This window comes from Anaerolineae bacterium, from assembly GCA_013178015.1.
Lineage (GTDB): Bacteria > Chloroflexota > Anaerolineae > DRVO01 > DRVO01 > Ch71.
In genome coordinates this window covers 21,963-37,981 of record JABLXR010000005.1, presented here as the reverse complement: position 1 = coordinate 37,981, position 16,019 = coordinate 21,963, and the positions used below count along the sequence as shown (strand labels likewise).

Below are 16,019 nucleotides of genomic sequence, written 5' to 3'. Positions count from 1 at the left end.
GTGTGTGGCGACTGTGCGCTTCCGGGCACCGTAACCGGTAGGCGGAGGTACAGCTGCCCAGGGCATGGGCCACCGCAACGCCTGTCGCCGCCATGCAGGCGTGGGAGCATGGCCGGTGCTGGCCCACAGCGGACGCCGCGGCTCGCCCTACCGCGCTGATCCCCTGGTAGGGGCAGGCCACTATCCCATGTGTGCCAACTAATTGGTCTCCTTGGGTCTGGGGCCGCAGTTGCGGTTGGCATGGCGGGCAGTGCGGGTAAGGACTAGTCCCTCGGGTGGAGGTATGATCTCCTCTGGAGGGATGATTGGTGCCTGGATCTTGGTGCGCCGGGAGGGGCGGATGAAGCCAAGGTGTCGACCCTGTTGCACAAAGACCTCCACCGGGTCCAGCCCATCTGCCGCTAGGCGGGGAGCGTACTCAGCTAGAAGGGGCATGGACACCTCAAACACGTCCACCCCGGCGCGGCCGGCGATCTCAAGGCGCAGGGCCTGAAGGATCTGAGAGATGATGAGCACCGCCCACACCTGCTGCAAAATGACCCCCACCTTGGCCGACCAAAGCAGGTGCAGGCCCAGCTCACGCTTTATGAGCTTGAAGGCCAGCTCGATGTCCCAGCGGTAAGCATACAGGCGGGCGATGTCGTAGATACTGAGGGTGATAGGCTCAAGGACGTTGGTGATGTAGCGGTAGGTGGTAGTGCCCACCCGGAATGTCACCAGCCTCACCGCCTCCTGGGCCCGGTCGGCCCGGTAGGCACCCAGATGGATAAGGCCGTCAAAGCAGTCGCCCTTCTGGTAATGGGCGTGGATGACCTTGTAGGAGGTCTTGGCCCGCAGGCGGGAGACGAAGTAGTGACCAGACTGAGTGAGCCAGTCAAACCAGGCAAAGCCGAAGTAGCCCAGGTCAGCCAGGATCAGGCTTGCCCGGGGCAAAGCCTCCACCATCTTCTGGGCCAGCACCTTCTCGTTTTGGCGCGCCGACTCCACATGTTGCACCTTGAGCCACTGCTGATGGCGGATGTCGAAGAGGCCAGCCAGCTTGCCCGGCAGGAGCCGGTCATCTCCTGCAGGCGCCCCCCTGAGAGCAGGCAGGGAGCGGGCCACCTTGTCCAGGGTGGTCTCATCCAGGGCCACCACCGTGCTGGCAAAGGGGGCCAGATCGGGGATGGCATAGCCTCGGAGGCGCTGACGAAGAAGGGAGCTTATTTGGGCAAAGAACTTCTCCAGCGGGGCACTGCCAGCCTTGGCCAGGCGCTTGCGCACGGCCTCATCGGTGAGCAGAAAGCGAGGGTAGGACCAGAGCTGCTTCTGGCAAAGCAGGCGCCACAGCGCCGTCTGGCTAGTGAAGCCCCGACGCAGCACACACACCAGGAGCCCGGCCCAAAGACACAGGCTGGGCAACACCGGGGGCCGACCAGGGCCGCGGCGCCGGTTTGCCTGGCGGTCCGGTTCCAGGCCAAGGATGGCATCCTGCAGGAAGACCTCGATGTCCCCAACTACACCTTCTTGCTCGCTAGACCGCGCCATCGTCTCTCTGGCCTGTCCCATGCATCACCTCATCTGTCCTGCTGATGCCGCATGGGACTTCAACTGCCGTGCCAACGCCCAATTAGTTGGCACAGATGGCCACTATCCCTGCCCACGGGCGAACACGAGCCCACGGGGAAACGCGAGGTTCGCCCCTACGGCATCACCGGGGGCGCTGCGGCTGCGGCTAGCAGGTGCAGCAGCCCGATGCCGGCGCGACACATGATGTCCCCCGCCTCGGGCACCAGCCGGCTCGAGTACGCCAGCCGGGTCTCATAGCCGCCGTGGGCGAAGGCCTGCTGAGTGGGCACGTAGCCCACCCAACCGTTGGCCAGTTCGGCCACGATGGTGTGGGCAAAGGGCGAGCGGGCCTTGGTCTCCAAACCGAACTCGGTGAAGTATTCCGCCGGGTAGCCCACGAAGGCCAGGCTATCCCCCACCGAGATGGCCATCACCTCCACCGCGTCGCTGGGCTGGCGCACGGCCTGATGGCGCTGCCACTCCCACATAGCCACCGTCTCCCGGCAGAACCATTCCTGCACCCGGGGGCTGTTGTGGTAGAAGGTGTAGTCGTGGCCGTAGAGGCGGCGGGTGAACTCGTCCTCGTCCAGGTCAGCCGGCCGGTGCTCCAGGTACCAGCGGGCCAGGTTCACCTGCTCGCGAGTCGGCTGTCGCTGAGGTATGCTGAGGACCCGACGCTCCACCCGCACCGCCTCGCCCGCCACGTACCCGCCCGCCGTCAGCGCCTCGACGGCCTTGTCCGCCAGGGCCTCCCCCATGGCCCGGTTGTGCTCCTCGCCGCCGGTGCTACCGGGCCAGGCCGTGCGCTCGTCGTGGGCCCAGAGGTTGCCGGCGGCGCCCTGAACGAACATGAACGTGCCGCCCAGGCGGGCGTCCATCTCCTCCACCAGGGCGCCGCTGAAGTCGGCGGAGTAGTAGGGTAGGCTCCCCATGACCGTGGCGTGGCAGGCGAAATTCACCATGCCACCCAGCACTCGGCCGGACTCGTCTTCCGCGGCCAGGGCGATCAGCTCATTGTCCTCCGGCCCTTCCATGCGCAGGAAGTCGGGCCCCGACACGGGGCCTTGAGTGCCTACTTGCTCGTGCGGGCACTCGCAACTGCTGCTCCTGCCGCGGTACACCGGCCGGCGGTTCCAGGTCCAGCCGGGAGCCTGAATGTGGCCTACCCTGAGCCTGGCCGGTCCGAGCGACCCAGCGGCGGCGCGCATGGCCTCCACCAGGCGGTCGCGCAGGATGTCTATGTAAGCGAAGTCCATCGGCTCGTCCATGACCGGCACGGTGTAGGGCGCCCGGTGGGTGTGCTGGCAGGAGATCATGATATCTTCAGGCGCCAGGCCGCCGGGGCCGGCCAGCGCCTGGCGCAGCTCCAGAACCGTAGGGTAGACGAGCGCCACGAGGTCCAGGCTCACCAAGGCGGCTCGCTGACCCCCAGCCTCGAAGAGGGCCACCCGGCCATACAGGGGCCAGCGCACCCCCTGGGCCCGGGGCGGGTCCAGCATTCCCGCCAGAGGTAGCCCGAGCGCGGGGGTGATGTCCGCTTCGCCAAAACCGACCTTGAGCATTTCGCCTCCCATCTCTAGACTCCGGCTGCCGTCAGCAGACCTCGGAGATAGCGGACGCCGTCGCTGACAGCCACGCGGGGATCTCCCTCGCCCTCGTACTCCGCCGAGAGGTAGTCGCTGTACCCGGACCGGGCGACGCGGTCCACGATCGCCGGATTAGGGATGATGCCGCACCCCAAGGCTGTCCCTCGGTAGGCACGGCCGGCAAGGTCCCGACGGTAGGCCCTTCCCGCCGCCTGCTGCTCGGTTAGTACTTCCCAGTCCTTCACATGCACGTGCCGCACCCGGGGCGCCAGTCTCTCCCAGGCGGCCAGGGGGTCCTGGTCCCCAAAGACAAAGTTGCCAGTATCGAAGGTCACGTACAGGTGGGGTGCGGCAGCGGCGCAGAGGTGCTCCAGGCTTTCTGCCGTGCATCCCGTGGCCGCTTCCAGGCTGTGATCCTCGATGGTCAGGGAGATGCCGCGCGCTGCGGCATAGGCGCCCAGGTCGGCCAGACCCGCGACCAGCGCCTCGCGCGCATAGTCCCGCTCGATGCCTGTCTTCCAGCGGCCCGGCACCACCAGAGCCGTCTTCGCTCCCAGCCGCTCGGCGACGTCCAGCTCTCGCCTCAGTTGAGCCAGAGCGGCGCCCTGCTCGTTCGGCGTGGTCTGGACGAGGTCAGTGCTCACCAGGTCATAGCAGGAGACGGTCAGGCCCAGCCGCTCCAGAGCCGCCAGGGTCTGCTGCTCGCCGGCGGCGGCCACGTGGACGTCCATGAGCTCCACGGCCGGCACTGCGAGGGAGGCGATGTACTCCAGGACCTGAGGCAAGGTCATCTCGCCGGTGCCCAGCGCCCGGGCGAAGGAGTATGCCATCACGCTCAGCTTCATGCGGTCCGTCTCCCCCAGTGCGGCACTCGCTTGGCATTCATACCGGCAGTAGGGCGGGCCCGTCAACTGCGACGCGTGGCGCACCGACGACCGAACGCGCCAGCTACCAGGAGGGCGTCCGCAGCCTCATGACGATCGGGTCGTGGGTCTGTGCCCTGGCGCACTGAGATGCATGATTGATTGGTCACTTGGTGGGGCGGTGCAATGGATAAGGTAGTGAGCGCCACCGAAGCACGGGTACATCTGGGCGAGCTGATGCGGGAGGTGGTGGAGAGCGACCGCCCGGTGATGGTACAGCGGGCCGGCAAGGAACAGGTGGTCATCCTGTCGGTACGCCGCTACTGAGACATGGCTGCCCGGAGCGGGAGCACTCTCGGCTGGCGGGAGATGCTCGCCCTGACGCGGGAGAGAGTGGAGAAGGACCTCGGAGGGCGTGAGCTCCCTGATCCGGCTGAGGTGATAAGGCAGGGCCGGGAGGAGCGGGATGAGGACCTATGACGCCCACTACCTGGCCCTGGCGGAGGAGGTCGGGGCAGAGCTTTGGACCGCAGACGCCAGGCTGGCCCGGAAGCTGGAAGGCAAGCGCGACTACGTGCGGCTGACCCGCGGTGATTAGGGTGGGAAGGCCTCGCGCCCGGCAGCGGCCGTCAGCGCAGCTCGGGAGATAGGGGAGTCAGCCGTTCCACCCGAACGTTGATCACGCCCGCGTCCCGCTCGACCACGCCCTCGGCCAGGAGGCCGGGGGCGCGCACGTCCAGTCGGTACTTGGGGTAGAGGTCGGGGCGGAGCACCAGGTTCATCTGGCCCCATTCGTCCTGGACGGTGATGAAGGTGAACCCCTTGGCGGTGGGAGGCCGCTGGCGCACCACCACTTGGCCACCCACGCGCACCCAGGCCCCATTGGGGGCGGCCGCCAGCTCGGCGCTGCTGACGGCTCCGGCCCGCGCGAGGGCCTTGTGGTACAAGGAGGCGGGGCTGGAGCCGCTGCTGACGCCGGTGAAGGCGTACTCGGCCACCAGCGCCTCGTTGGGGGTGAGTTCGGGCAGCGAGACGTCGGGCAGGTCGTCGAGGAGGAATCCAGAGGGAACCTCACCCCTAATCCCTCCCCTGGAAAGGGCGGGAGACGAGGGCTCCTCCATTCCTCTGCCCAGAAGAGCCTGGGCTGAGGCTGCCGAAGGAGGGACTGGGGGGGTTAGGTCGGCCCTCCCCTTCAGCGCTCGCCCCAGCCGCCACAGCAGCTGTCGGCGGGGCAGGCCCCACCGGTCGCACCCGCCGGCCATGATGAGGGCCTCCAGGGCCTCGCGGCCCAATCGGGTCCGTCGGACCAAATCGTTCAGCCCGGAGAACGGCCGATTCCCCCGGGCCGAGACCACCGCCTGGCGTACCTCGGGCCCGAACCCGTGCACGTAGTTGAGCCCTAGCCGGATGGCGCCATCCTCCAAGGTGCACCGCTCTCCGGAGAGGTTTACGTCCACCGGTAGGAGGCGGACACCGTGGTGCTTGGCGTCCTCCACCACCACCGAGGGGGAGTAGAAGCCCATGGGCTGGTTGTTGAGCAACCCCACGTAGAAGGGCAGGGGATAGTACAGCTTAAGCCAGGCGGAGACGTAGGTGAGCAGGGCGAAGGAGGCCGCGTGGGCCCGGTTGAACCCGAAGCCGGAGAAGGCGGACAGCCGATCGTAAACCTGGTGAGCCTGTTCCTCAGGTATGCCATTGGCCATGGCGCCGGTCACGAAGCGCTGGCGTAGGGCCTCCATCTCTTCGTGGGAGCGCTTGCGGCTCATGGCCCGCCGCAGCAGCTCCGCCTCGCCGGCGCTGAACCCGGCCACGTCGCGGGCCACCATGAGCACCTGCTCCTGAAAGACCACGATGCCCAGAGTGTCGGCCAGGGCCCGTTCCATCCCCGGGTGCTCGTAGCGCACCGGCTCCTGGCCGCGGCGTCGGCGCAGGTAGGGGTGAACCATGCCCCCCTGAAGGGGCCCGGGTCGGACCAGGGCCACCTCCACCACCAGGTCGTTGAAGTTGCGGGGCTGCAGGCGAGGGAGCATCTGGGCCTGAGCCCGAGACTCGACCTGAAACACGCCGATGGTGTCGCCCCTGCAGATGAGGTCGTAGACGGCCGGGTCGTCCAGGGTCAGGTTCTCCACCGCCGGCCGCACCCCGGTGCGCTCCTCGATCAGGTCCACCGCTTCGCCGATGGCGGATAGCATGGCTAGGCTGAGCAGATCTATCTTGATGAGCCCCGCGTCTTCGGCCGAGTCCTTGTCCCACTGGATGACCACTCGGCCTGGCATGGTGGCTGGCTCCACCGGCACTACCTCGACCAGCGGCTTGCGAGTCACCACCATGCCGCCCACGTGGATGCCCAGATGACGGGGGAAACCATCAATCTGCCGGCAAAGGTCGAAGAGCAGCTGCCAGCGCTCGGTGTCGGCGTCCTCGCCCAGCACGTGGCCGAGCGCCTCGGCGCTTACCTCCGAGGCGCGCATGAAGTCTACCGACTTAGCCACCCGGTCTAGAGCCTCGGGAGCGAAGCCCAGGGCCTTGCCCACGTCCCGGATGGCACTGCGAGCGCGAAAGGTGATCAGAGTGCACACCATGGCGGTGTGCTCCCAGCCGTAGCGTTGGTAGACGTACTGTATGATCTCCTCGCGCCGGTCCCGCTCGAAGTCCAGGTCTATGTCGGGCATGGCGTGGTCTACGTTGTAGCGCTCTACCGAGAGGAAGCGCTCGAAGAGGAGGTTGTGGGCCAGGGGGTCCACGGCAGTGATGCCCAAGAGGTAGGCGACAATGGAGTTGGCCGCCGAGCCCCGCCCCTGGTAGCGGATGCCTTCCTGCCTGGCGTGGCGGACGATGTCGTAGACGACGAGGAAGTACTGGCTCAGGCCCGTTTGGCGGATGACTTCGAGTTCGTGGTCCAGTTGGCGCCTGGCGGCCGAGAGAAGGGAAGAGCCCTCACCCCCTGGTTCCTTCCCCCGTGAGCAGGAAGCGCGCTTAGGAGGGGAGGGCCTTTCCCCCCCGTACCGCTCCGGTAGAGCCCGCTCACATAGCTGCCGCAGGTAGTCATCGGCTGCCATGCCCCCCGGCACCGGGTACTCGGGCACGGCCAGATCGGAGAAGTCCAGGCTCACCTGGCACCGCTCGGCGACGGCGGCGGCGTTCTCTAGGGCCTGGGGCAGATCGGCGAAGAGCTCCTGCATCTCCCTGGGCGAGCGCAGGTAAGCCTCTGAGTTAGGGCGCAGTAGTCGCCCGGCCTCGGCCAGGCTTACGTTGTGCCGAATGCAGACCAGCACATCCTGCAGTCGGGATTCCTCCCGAGTGGCGTAGTGCACGTTGCCAGTCGCCACCACCGGCAGTCCTAATCGGCCGGCCAGATGGGCCAGGGCTGCCACCAAGGGCCCGTCCTCCCGCCGGAACTGGCGCTGCACCTCCACGGCGAAGTCGCCCGCGGGGAACCAGGAGGCGATTTGGGCCAGGAGGCGCTCGGCCCCCTCGAGGTCTCCCCGCAGTATCAGCCGCGCGGCCGGGCCCAGGTTGCAGCCGCTCAGACAGATCAGCCCCTCGGCGTGCTCCGCCAGCAGTCCAGGGTCCAGCCGGGAGACTCCCTTCGGTTGGCGACAACGGGCGTACGAGATGAGCCGGGACAGGTTGGCATAGCCGCGGGCGTCCCGGGCCAGAAGAGTGAGGTGGCTCTCGTCGGTGAGGGTCATCTCGGCGCCGACGATCGGCCTGATGCCGGCTCGGAGGGCCGCCCGGTGGAAGCGGACGCTGCCGTAGAGGCCGTCGTGGTCAGTGAGGGCCAGAGCTTCCAGGCCTAGCGAGAGGGCCCTCTGCACCAGCACCTCCGGCGGGGAGGCCCCGTCCAGGAAGGAGAAATGGGAATGGCAGTGCAGTTCGGCGTAGCCGGACATTGAGCCGACGTTCACAAAGGAGTTCTGATTCGCGGCCAGAGCCAATGTTACGCTAGAATGGTTCAGCCGTAAACCGTGGTGGCCCCTCTGGTTCGACCATCCGACTGAGTGCGAGCGCCATAGAGGCAACATCGTGACCACCGCGAGGGCTTCTTCCTTGGGGGCGGACCATGGCAGAGCAGGGTGACCCACGTCGCGACACCGCCGGGCGGTGAGCGCTGCTTGTCTGACGCGACATCGTGGCCGATGTGGCGCCATAGCGATGGAGCTGGGGCCCGGATTGGGGGTGGAGTATGCGGCTTTCGACAAAGGCCCGATATGCAGTGCGCGCCATGGTTGACCTGGCGCTCCACGGCACCGAGGGCACGGTGACCAGGGACGAGATCGCCGAGAGGCAGGGCATATCGCCCCTGTATCTGTCGCACATCTTGCTGCGGCTGGGCAGAGCCGACTTAGTGACAAGCTCCAAGGGGCCAGGCGGCGGCTATCAGCTGGCCAGGCGTCCTGCCGAAATCCTCATCGGTGATGTGGTGCGCGGGGTGGGGGAGCCTCTGGACCTGGTCGCGTGCGTCGCCAGGGGCAGGGCGAACTGCCCGCGGATAGACGCCTGTGCCGCACATCTGCTGTGGAAGCGGCTATCCGAGGTGGTGCGCGATACGCTCGACTCAGTGACGCTCGAGGAGCTCACCGAGCAAGCTAGGGAGTGCGCCGCTCTGGCCGGCGAGGGACCGGAGTAGAGCCCCGCTAGACCGGTCACCGGCGGCGCAGGCACTGGAAGCGCGGACCGGCAGACCTGGGCTCGATGTGCTTCACGGTGGATCTCATACTCCAACCGCTGGCCTGAGCGTGCCGGCAGGTGGGCGGTCAGGGCTTCGGGCGTCAGGGGCTGGCGACGTCTCGGTCCGGGAAGCCTCTCCCCTAGCCCCGTCTCCACTTCAGGAGACAGGAGTTCTGGCCCCGTCGGGGCGCGCTCTCCTCGGGGAAGTCCGCCCTCTGGCTTCGCCAGACGGCGGGGATGGCGGGGTTGGGCTGGACCCGCCAGGGCCGGACGCGGGTGATCAGCGCGAATCGGTGGTCGCTGATGGTCAGCCGGTAGCGTCAGGCGAACGCTACAGGATCAGCCTCGCCCGCCTGAACCGCGCCCGGGCGGCCGCCAGCAGCCCAGCATCGAGAAGCCCCAGCACGGCCACCGCCCCTACCACTATTGCCGTCGGCTTGGCGTCGGCCAGGCCGGTGGCCAACCTGGTCTGCCACTCCGGAGGCAGGAGCTGAAAGCCGAAGAGGGGCACGAAGAGCAGGATCATGACGGCGATGCTGAGCGTTTGAGCCGCCTGGCGCACGGAGGACGCCCGCAGCGAGACCAACACGCCCGCGCTGGCGGCCAGCAGTGAGGCCAGCAAGGTGATGACGGGAATGCTCACCGCCGCCAGCGGGCCGTAGAGCACCAGCTCTCCCTCGCCGTGAAACAGGTTCACTGTGATTAGGCCCAGGATCACGGCGATCATGGTCAAGCCCCAGCCGTATGCCACCGCGGCCACCACTTTACCCAGGAGTATGGCCCCATCCGACAGACGGGTGGCCAGCAGAGCCTCCAGAGTGTGTCGCTCCCGTTCGCCGGCGAACGAATCCGCCACCACGCTGATGACCAGGAAGAGGGGGAGCCAGGCCCAGTAGACCAGCGCCAGAGGCGAATCCACCCAGCTGCGGCCACTCTGATAGGGGAGGAGCACGCCGAAGACTCCCAGCACCAGCAGCAGGCCCACCCACCCACCTCGCAGGTTGCCCCGCTGCATGACGTACTCCCTCCACTCCTTCCACACGATGGTGTAGAGGTCAGTCAGCACGCTCTTCCTCCATGAGGGTCAGGAACACCTCCTCCAGGCTGGCCCGCGGCCTCACCACCTCCTCCACCTCGCCCCCGGCGGCCACCACCTGGCTGACCAGCGGCGCTGAGGCGGCCCCCTCCTGGACCTCGACCTCTAGCCTCCCTTCCCGAACCCGGACGGAGACCACTTCCGGCCGCTGACGCAGGGCCGACACCACCTCCTCGCCGAAGCCGCGCCCGATGATCTCCACTCGCGGCGCGGCGCGACGGCTCCGCAGCTCCTCCGGGGAGCCCACTGCCACCAGGCGGCCGTCCTTGATTACAGCCACCCGATGGCATAGCTTCTCCGCCTCGGCCAGGTTGTGGGTGGTGAGAAAGACGGTGACGCCCTCCCTCTCGGCCAGCTGGCTCAGGTCTTCCCTCAAGGCCGATGCCGCCACCGGGTCCAGCCCGCCGGTGGGCTCGTCCAGGAAGACCAGCGAGGGACGGTGGAGCAGGGCACGCGCCACCGCCAGCTTCTGCTTCATGCCTCCGCTCCAGGAGGAGACGAGGTCGCGGCGGCGCTCCCACAGGCCCACGTGGGTGAGGAGCTCCCGGATGCGCTCGCGCCGCTCGGCGGCTGACAGGTGCCAGATGCGGGCGAAGAACTCCAGGTTGTCCTCCGCCGTGAGCCTCTCGTACAGCCCGGGGTTCTGCAGCAGCGCCCCGGTTCGCAGGCGGATCTGGTCTGCCTGAGTGCGGACGTCGTACCCGAGGACAGTAGCCTCCCCGGCCGTGGGTTCCAGCAGACCGAGGAGCAGGCGGATGGTGGTGGTCTTGCCGGCGCCGTTGGGGCCCAGGAAGCCGAAGATGCGGCCCGAAGGTACTTCGAGTGAGAGCCCGTCGAGGGCGCGCACGGTGCCGAAGGTCCGAGACAGGTTCCTACACTCGATGGACGGAGAGTTCATGTGTTGCTCCTGAGTGATGTCACCAGCGCGTACTCCCCGCAGCGGTGGCGATTGTACTAGAATGCGCCGGCGCTGGCCAGGGGGGCTCCGAAAGCCAGCAGTGCGAGAGTTCTCCAGTCTCTGCCGCATCGTTGTGACGGCCCTGGCAGGCGAACATCCAAATGGGACGCCGGCGAGGGGCACAAAGGGCCTGGTTGCGCTTGATTATTGGGCCCAATGCCGTCATACTTGTACCCGAGGTGCCGGAGCCCGTACGGACCTGTCAGGTTTCAAGCAGGCGCGGCTGTCGGCAGGGGAACTATCGCTTCTGCGGACGGGGACACAGCCAGCGCGCCGAGGTGCTGCGGCCTGCCCGAGCACCCGGTGCTGACGGAGCTAGAGGGTGATCGGTCACCGGCAGGGGGTGGTGCACCGGCTGGAACCAGAGAGGTGTCGTCACCTGAGCGGCGTACCATCAACGCGACCCAGGCGCGAAGGGCCTCGGCCGCTCGCGCTGAAACCAAGCCATTTAGGAGGCATGCCGTGTCTGAGTGGAGTCTGGGCCGGGAAGTGAACGAGATCCGCCCTGCGGCCGCGTTCAAGCTGGGAGCCGCGTTCGCCGCCGGCTGGGTGCTGGTGAGCACGATACTGACGCCCATTCTCCTGGGGCTCATTCTCTTGATCGTGCTGGTGCTCACGGGGGTCTGGCCCTAGGGAGCATTCGTCCCAGCCAGCATTCTGCTTCCGAGGCCACTCGCCTCGGAGCACGCCCAAACTGGAGAAGCCTCTCAAGGTGACGCCTAGAGCCTGCCTGCTCATTGCGATCGCCGTTGCCCTAGTGGCGTGTGTCCCGGTCACGCCGACACCGGAGACGGCCGCAACGTCCACCGCTACGACCGTCCCCACCGACACCCCAACGGCTCCTCCCCCCGAGCCCATCGTCTACACGGTGGTCCGGGGGGACAACCTGAGCCGCATTGCTCGGTCGTTCGGCGTGTCGGTGCAGGATCTGATCGAGGTCAACCAGATCGCGAATCCCGACCGGATCGAGGTAGGCCAGACCCTGATCATTGCCACTCTGACGTCGACGCCAGAGAGCTCTCCCACCCCCGTCGAGCCCTCTCCCACGCCGACGGAGCTGCCCACGGCGACCAGCACGCCGACAGCGTCGCCCACCATCACGCCCTCGGCGACGGCTACCGCCACGGCAACGAGCACCGCAACCGCTACGGCCACAGCCACCGGGACTAGCACGCCGACGGCGGTTCCCACTCCTACGGAGACGCCCGTCCCGCCTACCTCGACCGCCACGGCGACGGCTACGGCCACCGTGACTAGCACTGCTACCCCCGCTCCAACGGCGACGCCGGTCCCGCCCACGGCGACGGCTACGGCTGCCGCGACCAGCACTGCTACCGCCGCTCCAACGGCGACGGCCGTACCTTCTGGCGCAGCCGTGAACGGCACTCCGGAGGACGAGGCGCTGGCGGCAGCTATGCTGGAGGCGCTAGCGATCTACGACATCCGTAGGGTGGTGATCGTGGACGCTCGGGACCAGGGTGGGGCTCGAGTGGCCATCGGCACTCTCTACCTTACGCTGGAGCAGGAGGAGAGCGAGGAGAACCTTCGCTTGCCCCTGGGGGCCATATTCATCACCGCCTACCAGGTGGCCCTCGCAGCCGGGGCCGAGGCAGACCTCGACAGCGTAGCGGTAGTGATCGCGACCTCGCAGGGAAACGCCGCCGCCCTGATAGGGGCCCGCTTGCCGGACATCTCCAAGTTCCTGCAGGGGGAGCTAGACGAGGCTCAGTTCGTCTCCCGCTGGGTGGTGAGGGAGTTCTAGAGGCCAAAGAGCACATCCCCCGGTCGGTGGCGAGCTGACCGGGGGCGTTTTGGCGCGGTTCGGTCCGGGCCACCCGTGACCACGCGTGAGACAGCGCTCCTGGCCGGATGACATGCACTTGAGGAGGGAACAGTGGCCGCCAGACTGAAGGCCGGCGTGATCGGGCTGGGAATCCTGGGAAGCAAACACGTGGAGGCTCTGCGGGCGAACCCGTCGGTGGACGTGGTCGCTGTGGCGGACATACGGCGCGAAGCGGCCGACGACGTGGCCGCCGGTGCCGGCGCTCAAGCGTATGATGACTACCGTCGGATGCTTCAGGAGCATCGCCTGGACCTGGTAGTGGTGGCCACGCCGGACCCGCTGCACCGTGAGCCGGCAGTGGCGGCTCTGGAGGCTGGGGTGCCCAACCTCATCCTGGAAAAGCCTCTGGCCACCAGCCGTGAGGACGCGGCCGCCATCTGCGACAAGGTGGAGGAGCGCGGCGCTCGGTTGTTCATCAACTTTGCCAATCGAGCGGGGTCCATGGACGTGGCAACCCGGTACGTGGTACAGGAAGGCCTGCTGGGGAGGGTCGTCTATGGCGAGGTGCGGCTGGATGACAACATCAGCGTCCCCACCGCCATGTGGGGGGCCCGCACCCGGGAGTGGGCCGGAGGCTCCTCTACCGCCCACTTCCTGCTCAGCCACGTGGTAGACCTCCTGCGCTGGTATATGGCCCCCGCTGAAGTGACCGACGTGTACGCCATCTCGCAGCGGGAGGTGCTCAAGTACACCCCCGATCTCTATGATGCCTACCTGACCTTCAATAGCGGGGCCCGGGTGCGGGTGAAGGCAGAGTGGATCCGGCACATGGACGAGTTGGTGGAGTTCTACATCAGCCTCTCGGGAGCTCAGGGCACCCTCATCTACAACAAGCGGCCCGGCTTCGGCGGCTCGCCAGGCTGGCGGGCCAACCTGAAGGCGGACCTGACCCCAGAGGCAGCGCTCACCCACCAACAGCACCTCCTGGCGGCAGGAGCCAACGTGGGGGTGCTCCTGCACCGGCCCACTCCCACAACGGGGCATCTGGCTGCCGGCGGTGGCCGGCTTGTGCCTGCCTTCGAATTCCGGGGTGAATCGCTGGCCCATCCCACGGTGCTGGTGGAACACTTCGTGAACGCCATCCTGGAGGACACCCTGACGCCGTCCAGCGCCTCCCACCTCGGCCCCCTGCCCAACCACGTGGACGGCTGGAAGCAGACCGCGGTCGTGGCCGCCATCGTGGAGTCAGCCGAGGCTGGCCGCCCGGTGACGGTGATGCAGTAAGGCAGCCACCGGCGGATGGTGGGGGGCGGCCAACCACTTTCCACCATTCACCGGCCATTACGGAGGAGACATTGATCATAGACTTCCACACGCACGTGGGGAACTTCGGCCGTACCCGTCAGGAAGACAGGGACCCAGTCACGTTCGAGAACCTGATCGCCCGTCTGGACGACGAGGGCATAGACAAAGCGGTGCTGCTGCCCGTCTACGCCTCGCCTGACGCCATCTATCCGGGCTTCATCATCGAGCCGCGCATGTCCATGCACGACCAGGTGGTGGACGCCAGCCGTTACCCGGAGCGGATCATCCCCTTTGGGAACCTGGACCCTCGCTGGGCCGGCAGTGCTCTGCAGGGCAGCTTCAGTGCCTTCCTGGACTGGTACCAGGAGCAGGGCTGTCGCGGCATCGGCGAGGTGACCGCCAACTTGCCCTTCGATGACCCGAGAGTGATCTCCATGTTCCGCCAGGCGGGCGCGCGACGCCTGCCGGTGGTCTTCCACGGGGTGGGCTTTGGCCCCGGTACCTACGGTCTGCAGGACGAACCGGGCTCTCCTCGGTTGGAGAGGCTACTCCGGGAGGCGCCGCAGACGGTCATCGTCGGCCACGGCCCCGGATTCTGGGCCGAAATCGGCGCTGGGATCACACCGGAAGACAAGATGGGCTACCCCTCGGGGCCCATCGCAGAGGAAGGGTCTCTGCCCAGGCTGTTACGCCGGTATCCCAACCTCTATTGCGACATGTCCGCCGGCAGCGGGTACCGGGCGCTGACGCGCGACCGCGAGTTCGGCATCCGCTTCCTGCAGGAGTTCGAGGATCAGGTGCTCTTCGCCACTGACGTCACCAGCAACAGCCCGCAGGCCCGCACCGATCACCTGGGCCTGCTTCAGCGACTGCGGGACGAGGGCAGCCTCACTCAGGAGGCGTTCGACAAGATCGCGGGCGGCAACGCCATGAGGATCCTGGGGATGTGAGGCGTGATTCGTGACGCGTGACGCGTGATGAGTGGGCAGTGGGAGACAGGGATACACTGCTGACGGATCGCTCCTCCCTGGTCGCGCGCCACACCTCGGGCGTCACGCGTCACGCAGCACGTCTCTTCGTCGCCGGGGTGAACGGGGCCGTGGCCCTGGCGGTGGTGGCCTTCTGGACGGCCTGGCACTTCGCGCCCGAGGCGGTCCAGTCCGTACCGCCCGGCGCACCAGGCCGGGAGGCATACCTGGCCCACGAGGAAGCTTTCCCCCTGGCTGACGGCTGGATGGCAGCCTGCGCCCTCCTCGGCGCTCTCGGCCTGGTGCACCGGCGCCCCTGGGGGGCTTACCTCTGCCTTCTCGCCAACGGAGCCATGCTGTTCCTGGCCCTGCTCGACCTTCTCTTCGCCCTGCAGCGAGGCGCCTTCTGGCCTCCCGGCGCGGAGACGGCCCAGACCTGGCTGATCGTAGCCGGGCTCGTTTTCGCCGCGACGGTATCGGCTGCCACCATCTATCGCCGCCGCCTCGCGGGGCCGGCCAGTTGAGGAGAAGAGGGGAAAAGAAGAGCAGACGCCCCGCACGAAGCGTCTGCTTTGGAGCTTGGCTTAGGAGTGGAAGGGTGCCGTTCGCTCCACCTCCTTATCGGCAAGAACGGCCAGGACTTTAGCCCTGCTGGTCAGGTAGTGACGTCCACTGGGGAAGCGGCCGCCTTCAGGGCGCGGGCGTGCAGCTCCCGTCGGGCCAGGGCCTCGATGGCTCGGGCCTGTGCCGCCACCCGGCGGTCGGCAGGGGAGATGTCCGCAACCGCCAGGGCAGCGCGGGCCACGATCTGCATCTTGCGGATCGTCCCCTCGGGAGAGTCCGGGACTTCGGCCACATCCATCTCCACCTCCCCCGACACTGCATACCTGCGGCCGTCCGGCCCAACCCGGTACTGGTACCGAGCTGCCCTGACGTAGGGGCCACCGGCGGCTCGGTGAGCCTGCTCGTGGCGACGGACCTCCGCGTCCCGCTGTTTGAGGCGCTCTACCTCCCTGGCCTGCTCCGGCGTCAGCCACCCGGGCGCCATGGGCTCCGCCCACCCTGGCAGGGAGGAAGGAGAAGGAGGAGTGGGCAGCCCCGCTCGAGGCACCGCCGATTGCGCCGGTTGGATGGCGTCCATGGTAGCTTCCCCACCCTAGGTTCTTAGTTACCTGCACTATCGGCTAGAACACCAGGCGCTTGGTAGGGAAAGAGTACCGGTCCGTTCAGTCAGGCCCGCC

The 16,019-nt window shown here is 67.5% G+C and carries 14 protein-coding genes; 7 read left to right on the top strand and 7 right to left on the bottom strand.

Annotated elements, in window-relative coordinates; translation table 11 throughout:
• Window positions 1-198: 198 nt before the first annotated feature.
• The 3 genes from HPY83_02630 to HPY83_02620 all read right to left on the bottom strand — a co-directional run bounded on the left by HPY83_02630 (window position 199) and on the right by HPY83_02620 (window position 3,979).
• The gene (locus HPY83_02630; GenBank protein NPV06843.1) at window positions 199-1,548 is read right to left on the bottom strand and encodes an IS4 family transposase; all 1,350 of its coding nucleotides are present in this window, start codon (window positions 1,546-1,548) and stop codon (window positions 199-201) included.
• Window positions 1,549-1,682: 134 nt separating this feature from the next.
• Window positions 1,683-3,110 carry a hypothetical protein gene (locus HPY83_02625; GenBank protein ID NPV06842.1) on the bottom strand — a complete coding sequence of 476 codons (1,428 nt, stop codon included), beginning with the start codon at window positions 3,108-3,110 and terminating at the stop codon, window positions 1,683-1,685.
• Window positions 3,111-3,124: 14 nt separating this feature from the next.
• Window positions 3,125-3,979, bottom strand: a complete 855-nt coding sequence (locus HPY83_02620; protein NPV06841.1) for a sugar phosphate isomerase/epimerase — start codon at window positions 3,977-3,979, stop codon at window positions 3,125-3,127.
• A 204-nt stretch (window positions 3,980-4,183) separates the two neighbouring features.
• Between HPY83_02620 and HPY83_02615 the strand changes: the two genes are divergently transcribed.
• On the top strand, window positions 4,184-4,324 hold the full coding sequence (locus HPY83_02615; protein NPV06840.1) for a type II toxin-antitoxin system Phd/YefM family antitoxin: 141 nt from the start codon (window positions 4,184-4,186) through the stop codon (window positions 4,322-4,324).
• Between the two features lie 302 nt (window positions 4,325-4,626).
• Here HPY83_02615 and HPY83_02610 read toward each other — a convergent pair whose 3' ends face one another.
• On the bottom strand, window positions 4,627-7,905 hold the full coding sequence (locus HPY83_02610) for an error-prone DNA polymerase (protein ID NPV06839.1): 3,279 nt from the start codon (window positions 7,903-7,905) through the stop codon (window positions 4,627-4,629).
• Between the two features lie 278 nt (window positions 7,906-8,183).
• On the opposite strand from HPY83_02610, the gene HPY83_02605 reads away from it, so the two are divergent.
• The gene (locus HPY83_02605) at window positions 8,184-8,627 is read left to right on the top strand and encodes an Rrf2 family transcriptional regulator (GenBank protein NPV06838.1); all 444 of its coding nucleotides are present in this window, start codon (window positions 8,184-8,186) and stop codon (window positions 8,625-8,627) included.
• 372 nt (window positions 8,628-8,999) lie between these two features.
• On the opposite strand, the gene HPY83_02600 is transcribed toward HPY83_02605, so the two are convergent.
• Both HPY83_02600 and HPY83_02595 read right to left on the bottom strand, forming a co-directional pair.
• Window positions 9,000-9,683 carry an ABC transporter permease subunit gene (locus HPY83_02600; protein ID NPV06837.1) on the bottom strand — a complete coding sequence of 228 codons (684 nt, stop codon included), beginning with the start codon at window positions 9,681-9,683 and terminating at the stop codon, window positions 9,000-9,002.
• A gap of 40 nt (window positions 9,684-9,723) precedes the next feature.
• Window positions 9,724-10,662, bottom strand: a complete 939-nt coding sequence (locus tag HPY83_02595; GenBank protein NPV06836.1) for an ABC transporter ATP-binding protein — start codon at window positions 10,660-10,662, stop codon at window positions 9,724-9,726.
• A 522-nt stretch (window positions 10,663-11,184) separates the two neighbouring features.
• On the opposite strand from HPY83_02595, the gene HPY83_02590 reads away from it, so the two are divergent.
• The 5 genes from HPY83_02590 (at window position 11,185) to HPY83_02570 (ending at window position 15,302) form a co-directional block, all read left to right on the top strand.
• Window positions 11,185-11,355, top strand: a complete 171-nt coding sequence (locus HPY83_02590) for a hypothetical protein (GenBank protein NPV06835.1) — start codon at window positions 11,185-11,187, stop codon at window positions 11,353-11,355.
• Window positions 11,356-11,416: 61 nt separating this feature from the next.
• On the top strand, window positions 11,417-12,484 hold the full coding sequence (locus HPY83_02585; GenBank protein ID NPV06834.1) for a LysM peptidoglycan-binding domain-containing protein: 1,068 nt from the start codon (window positions 11,417-11,419) through the stop codon (window positions 12,482-12,484).
• Window positions 12,485-12,616: 132 nt separating this feature from the next.
• On the top strand, window positions 12,617-13,789 hold the full coding sequence (locus HPY83_02580; protein NPV06833.1) for a Gfo/Idh/MocA family oxidoreductase: 1,173 nt from the start codon (window positions 12,617-12,619) through the stop codon (window positions 13,787-13,789).
• Between the two features lie 71 nt (window positions 13,790-13,860).
• Window positions 13,861-14,760, top strand: coding sequence for an amidohydrolase family protein (locus tag HPY83_02575; protein NPV06832.1), 900 nt, complete (start codon window positions 13,861-13,863; stop codon window positions 14,758-14,760).
• 38 nt (window positions 14,761-14,798) lie between these two features.
• Window positions 14,799-15,302: a hypothetical protein gene (locus tag HPY83_02570; protein ID NPV06831.1), complete on the top strand. Its 504-nt coding sequence runs from the start codon at window positions 14,799-14,801 to the stop codon at window positions 15,300-15,302.
• A gap of 131 nt (window positions 15,303-15,433) precedes the next feature.
• Here HPY83_02570 and HPY83_02565 read toward each other — a convergent pair whose 3' ends face one another.
• The gene (locus tag HPY83_02565; protein ID NPV06830.1) at window positions 15,434-15,919 is read right to left on the bottom strand and encodes a hypothetical protein; all 486 of its coding nucleotides are present in this window, start codon (window positions 15,917-15,919) and stop codon (window positions 15,434-15,436) included.
• Window positions 15,920-16,019 lie beyond the last annotated feature (100 nt).

Bases quoted from the DNA above. Each gene is read 5' to 3' on its own strand.
- HPY83_02600 (NPV06837.1), bottom strand. From the start codon at position 9,683: ATGCAGCGGGGCAACCTGCGAGGTGGGTGGGTGGGCCTGCTGCTGGTG.
- HPY83_02605 (NPV06838.1), top strand. From the start codon at position 8,184: ATGCGGCTTTCGACAAAGGCCCGATATGCAGTGCGCGCCATGGTTGAC.
- HPY83_02630 (NPV06843.1), bottom strand. From the start codon at position 1,548: ATGGGACAGGCCAGAGAGACGATGGCGCGGTCTAGCGAGCAAGAAGGT.
- HPY83_02565 (NPV06830.1), bottom strand. From the start codon at position 15,919: ATGGACGCCATCCAACCGGCGCAATCGGCGGTGCCTCGAGCGGGGCTG.
- HPY83_02615 (NPV06840.1), top strand. From the start codon at position 4,184: ATGGATAAGGTAGTGAGCGCCACCGAAGCACGGGTACATCTGGGCGAG.
- HPY83_02595 (NPV06836.1), bottom strand. From the start codon at position 10,662: ATGAACTCTCCGTCCATCGAGTGTAGGAACCTGTCTCGGACCTTCGGC.
- HPY83_02625 (NPV06842.1), bottom strand. From the start codon at position 3,110: ATGCTCAAGGTCGGTTTTGGCGAAGCGGACATCACCCCCGCGCTCGGG.
- HPY83_02620 (NPV06841.1), bottom strand. From the start codon at position 3,979: ATGAAGCTGAGCGTGATGGCATACTCCTTCGCCCGGGCGCTGGGCACC.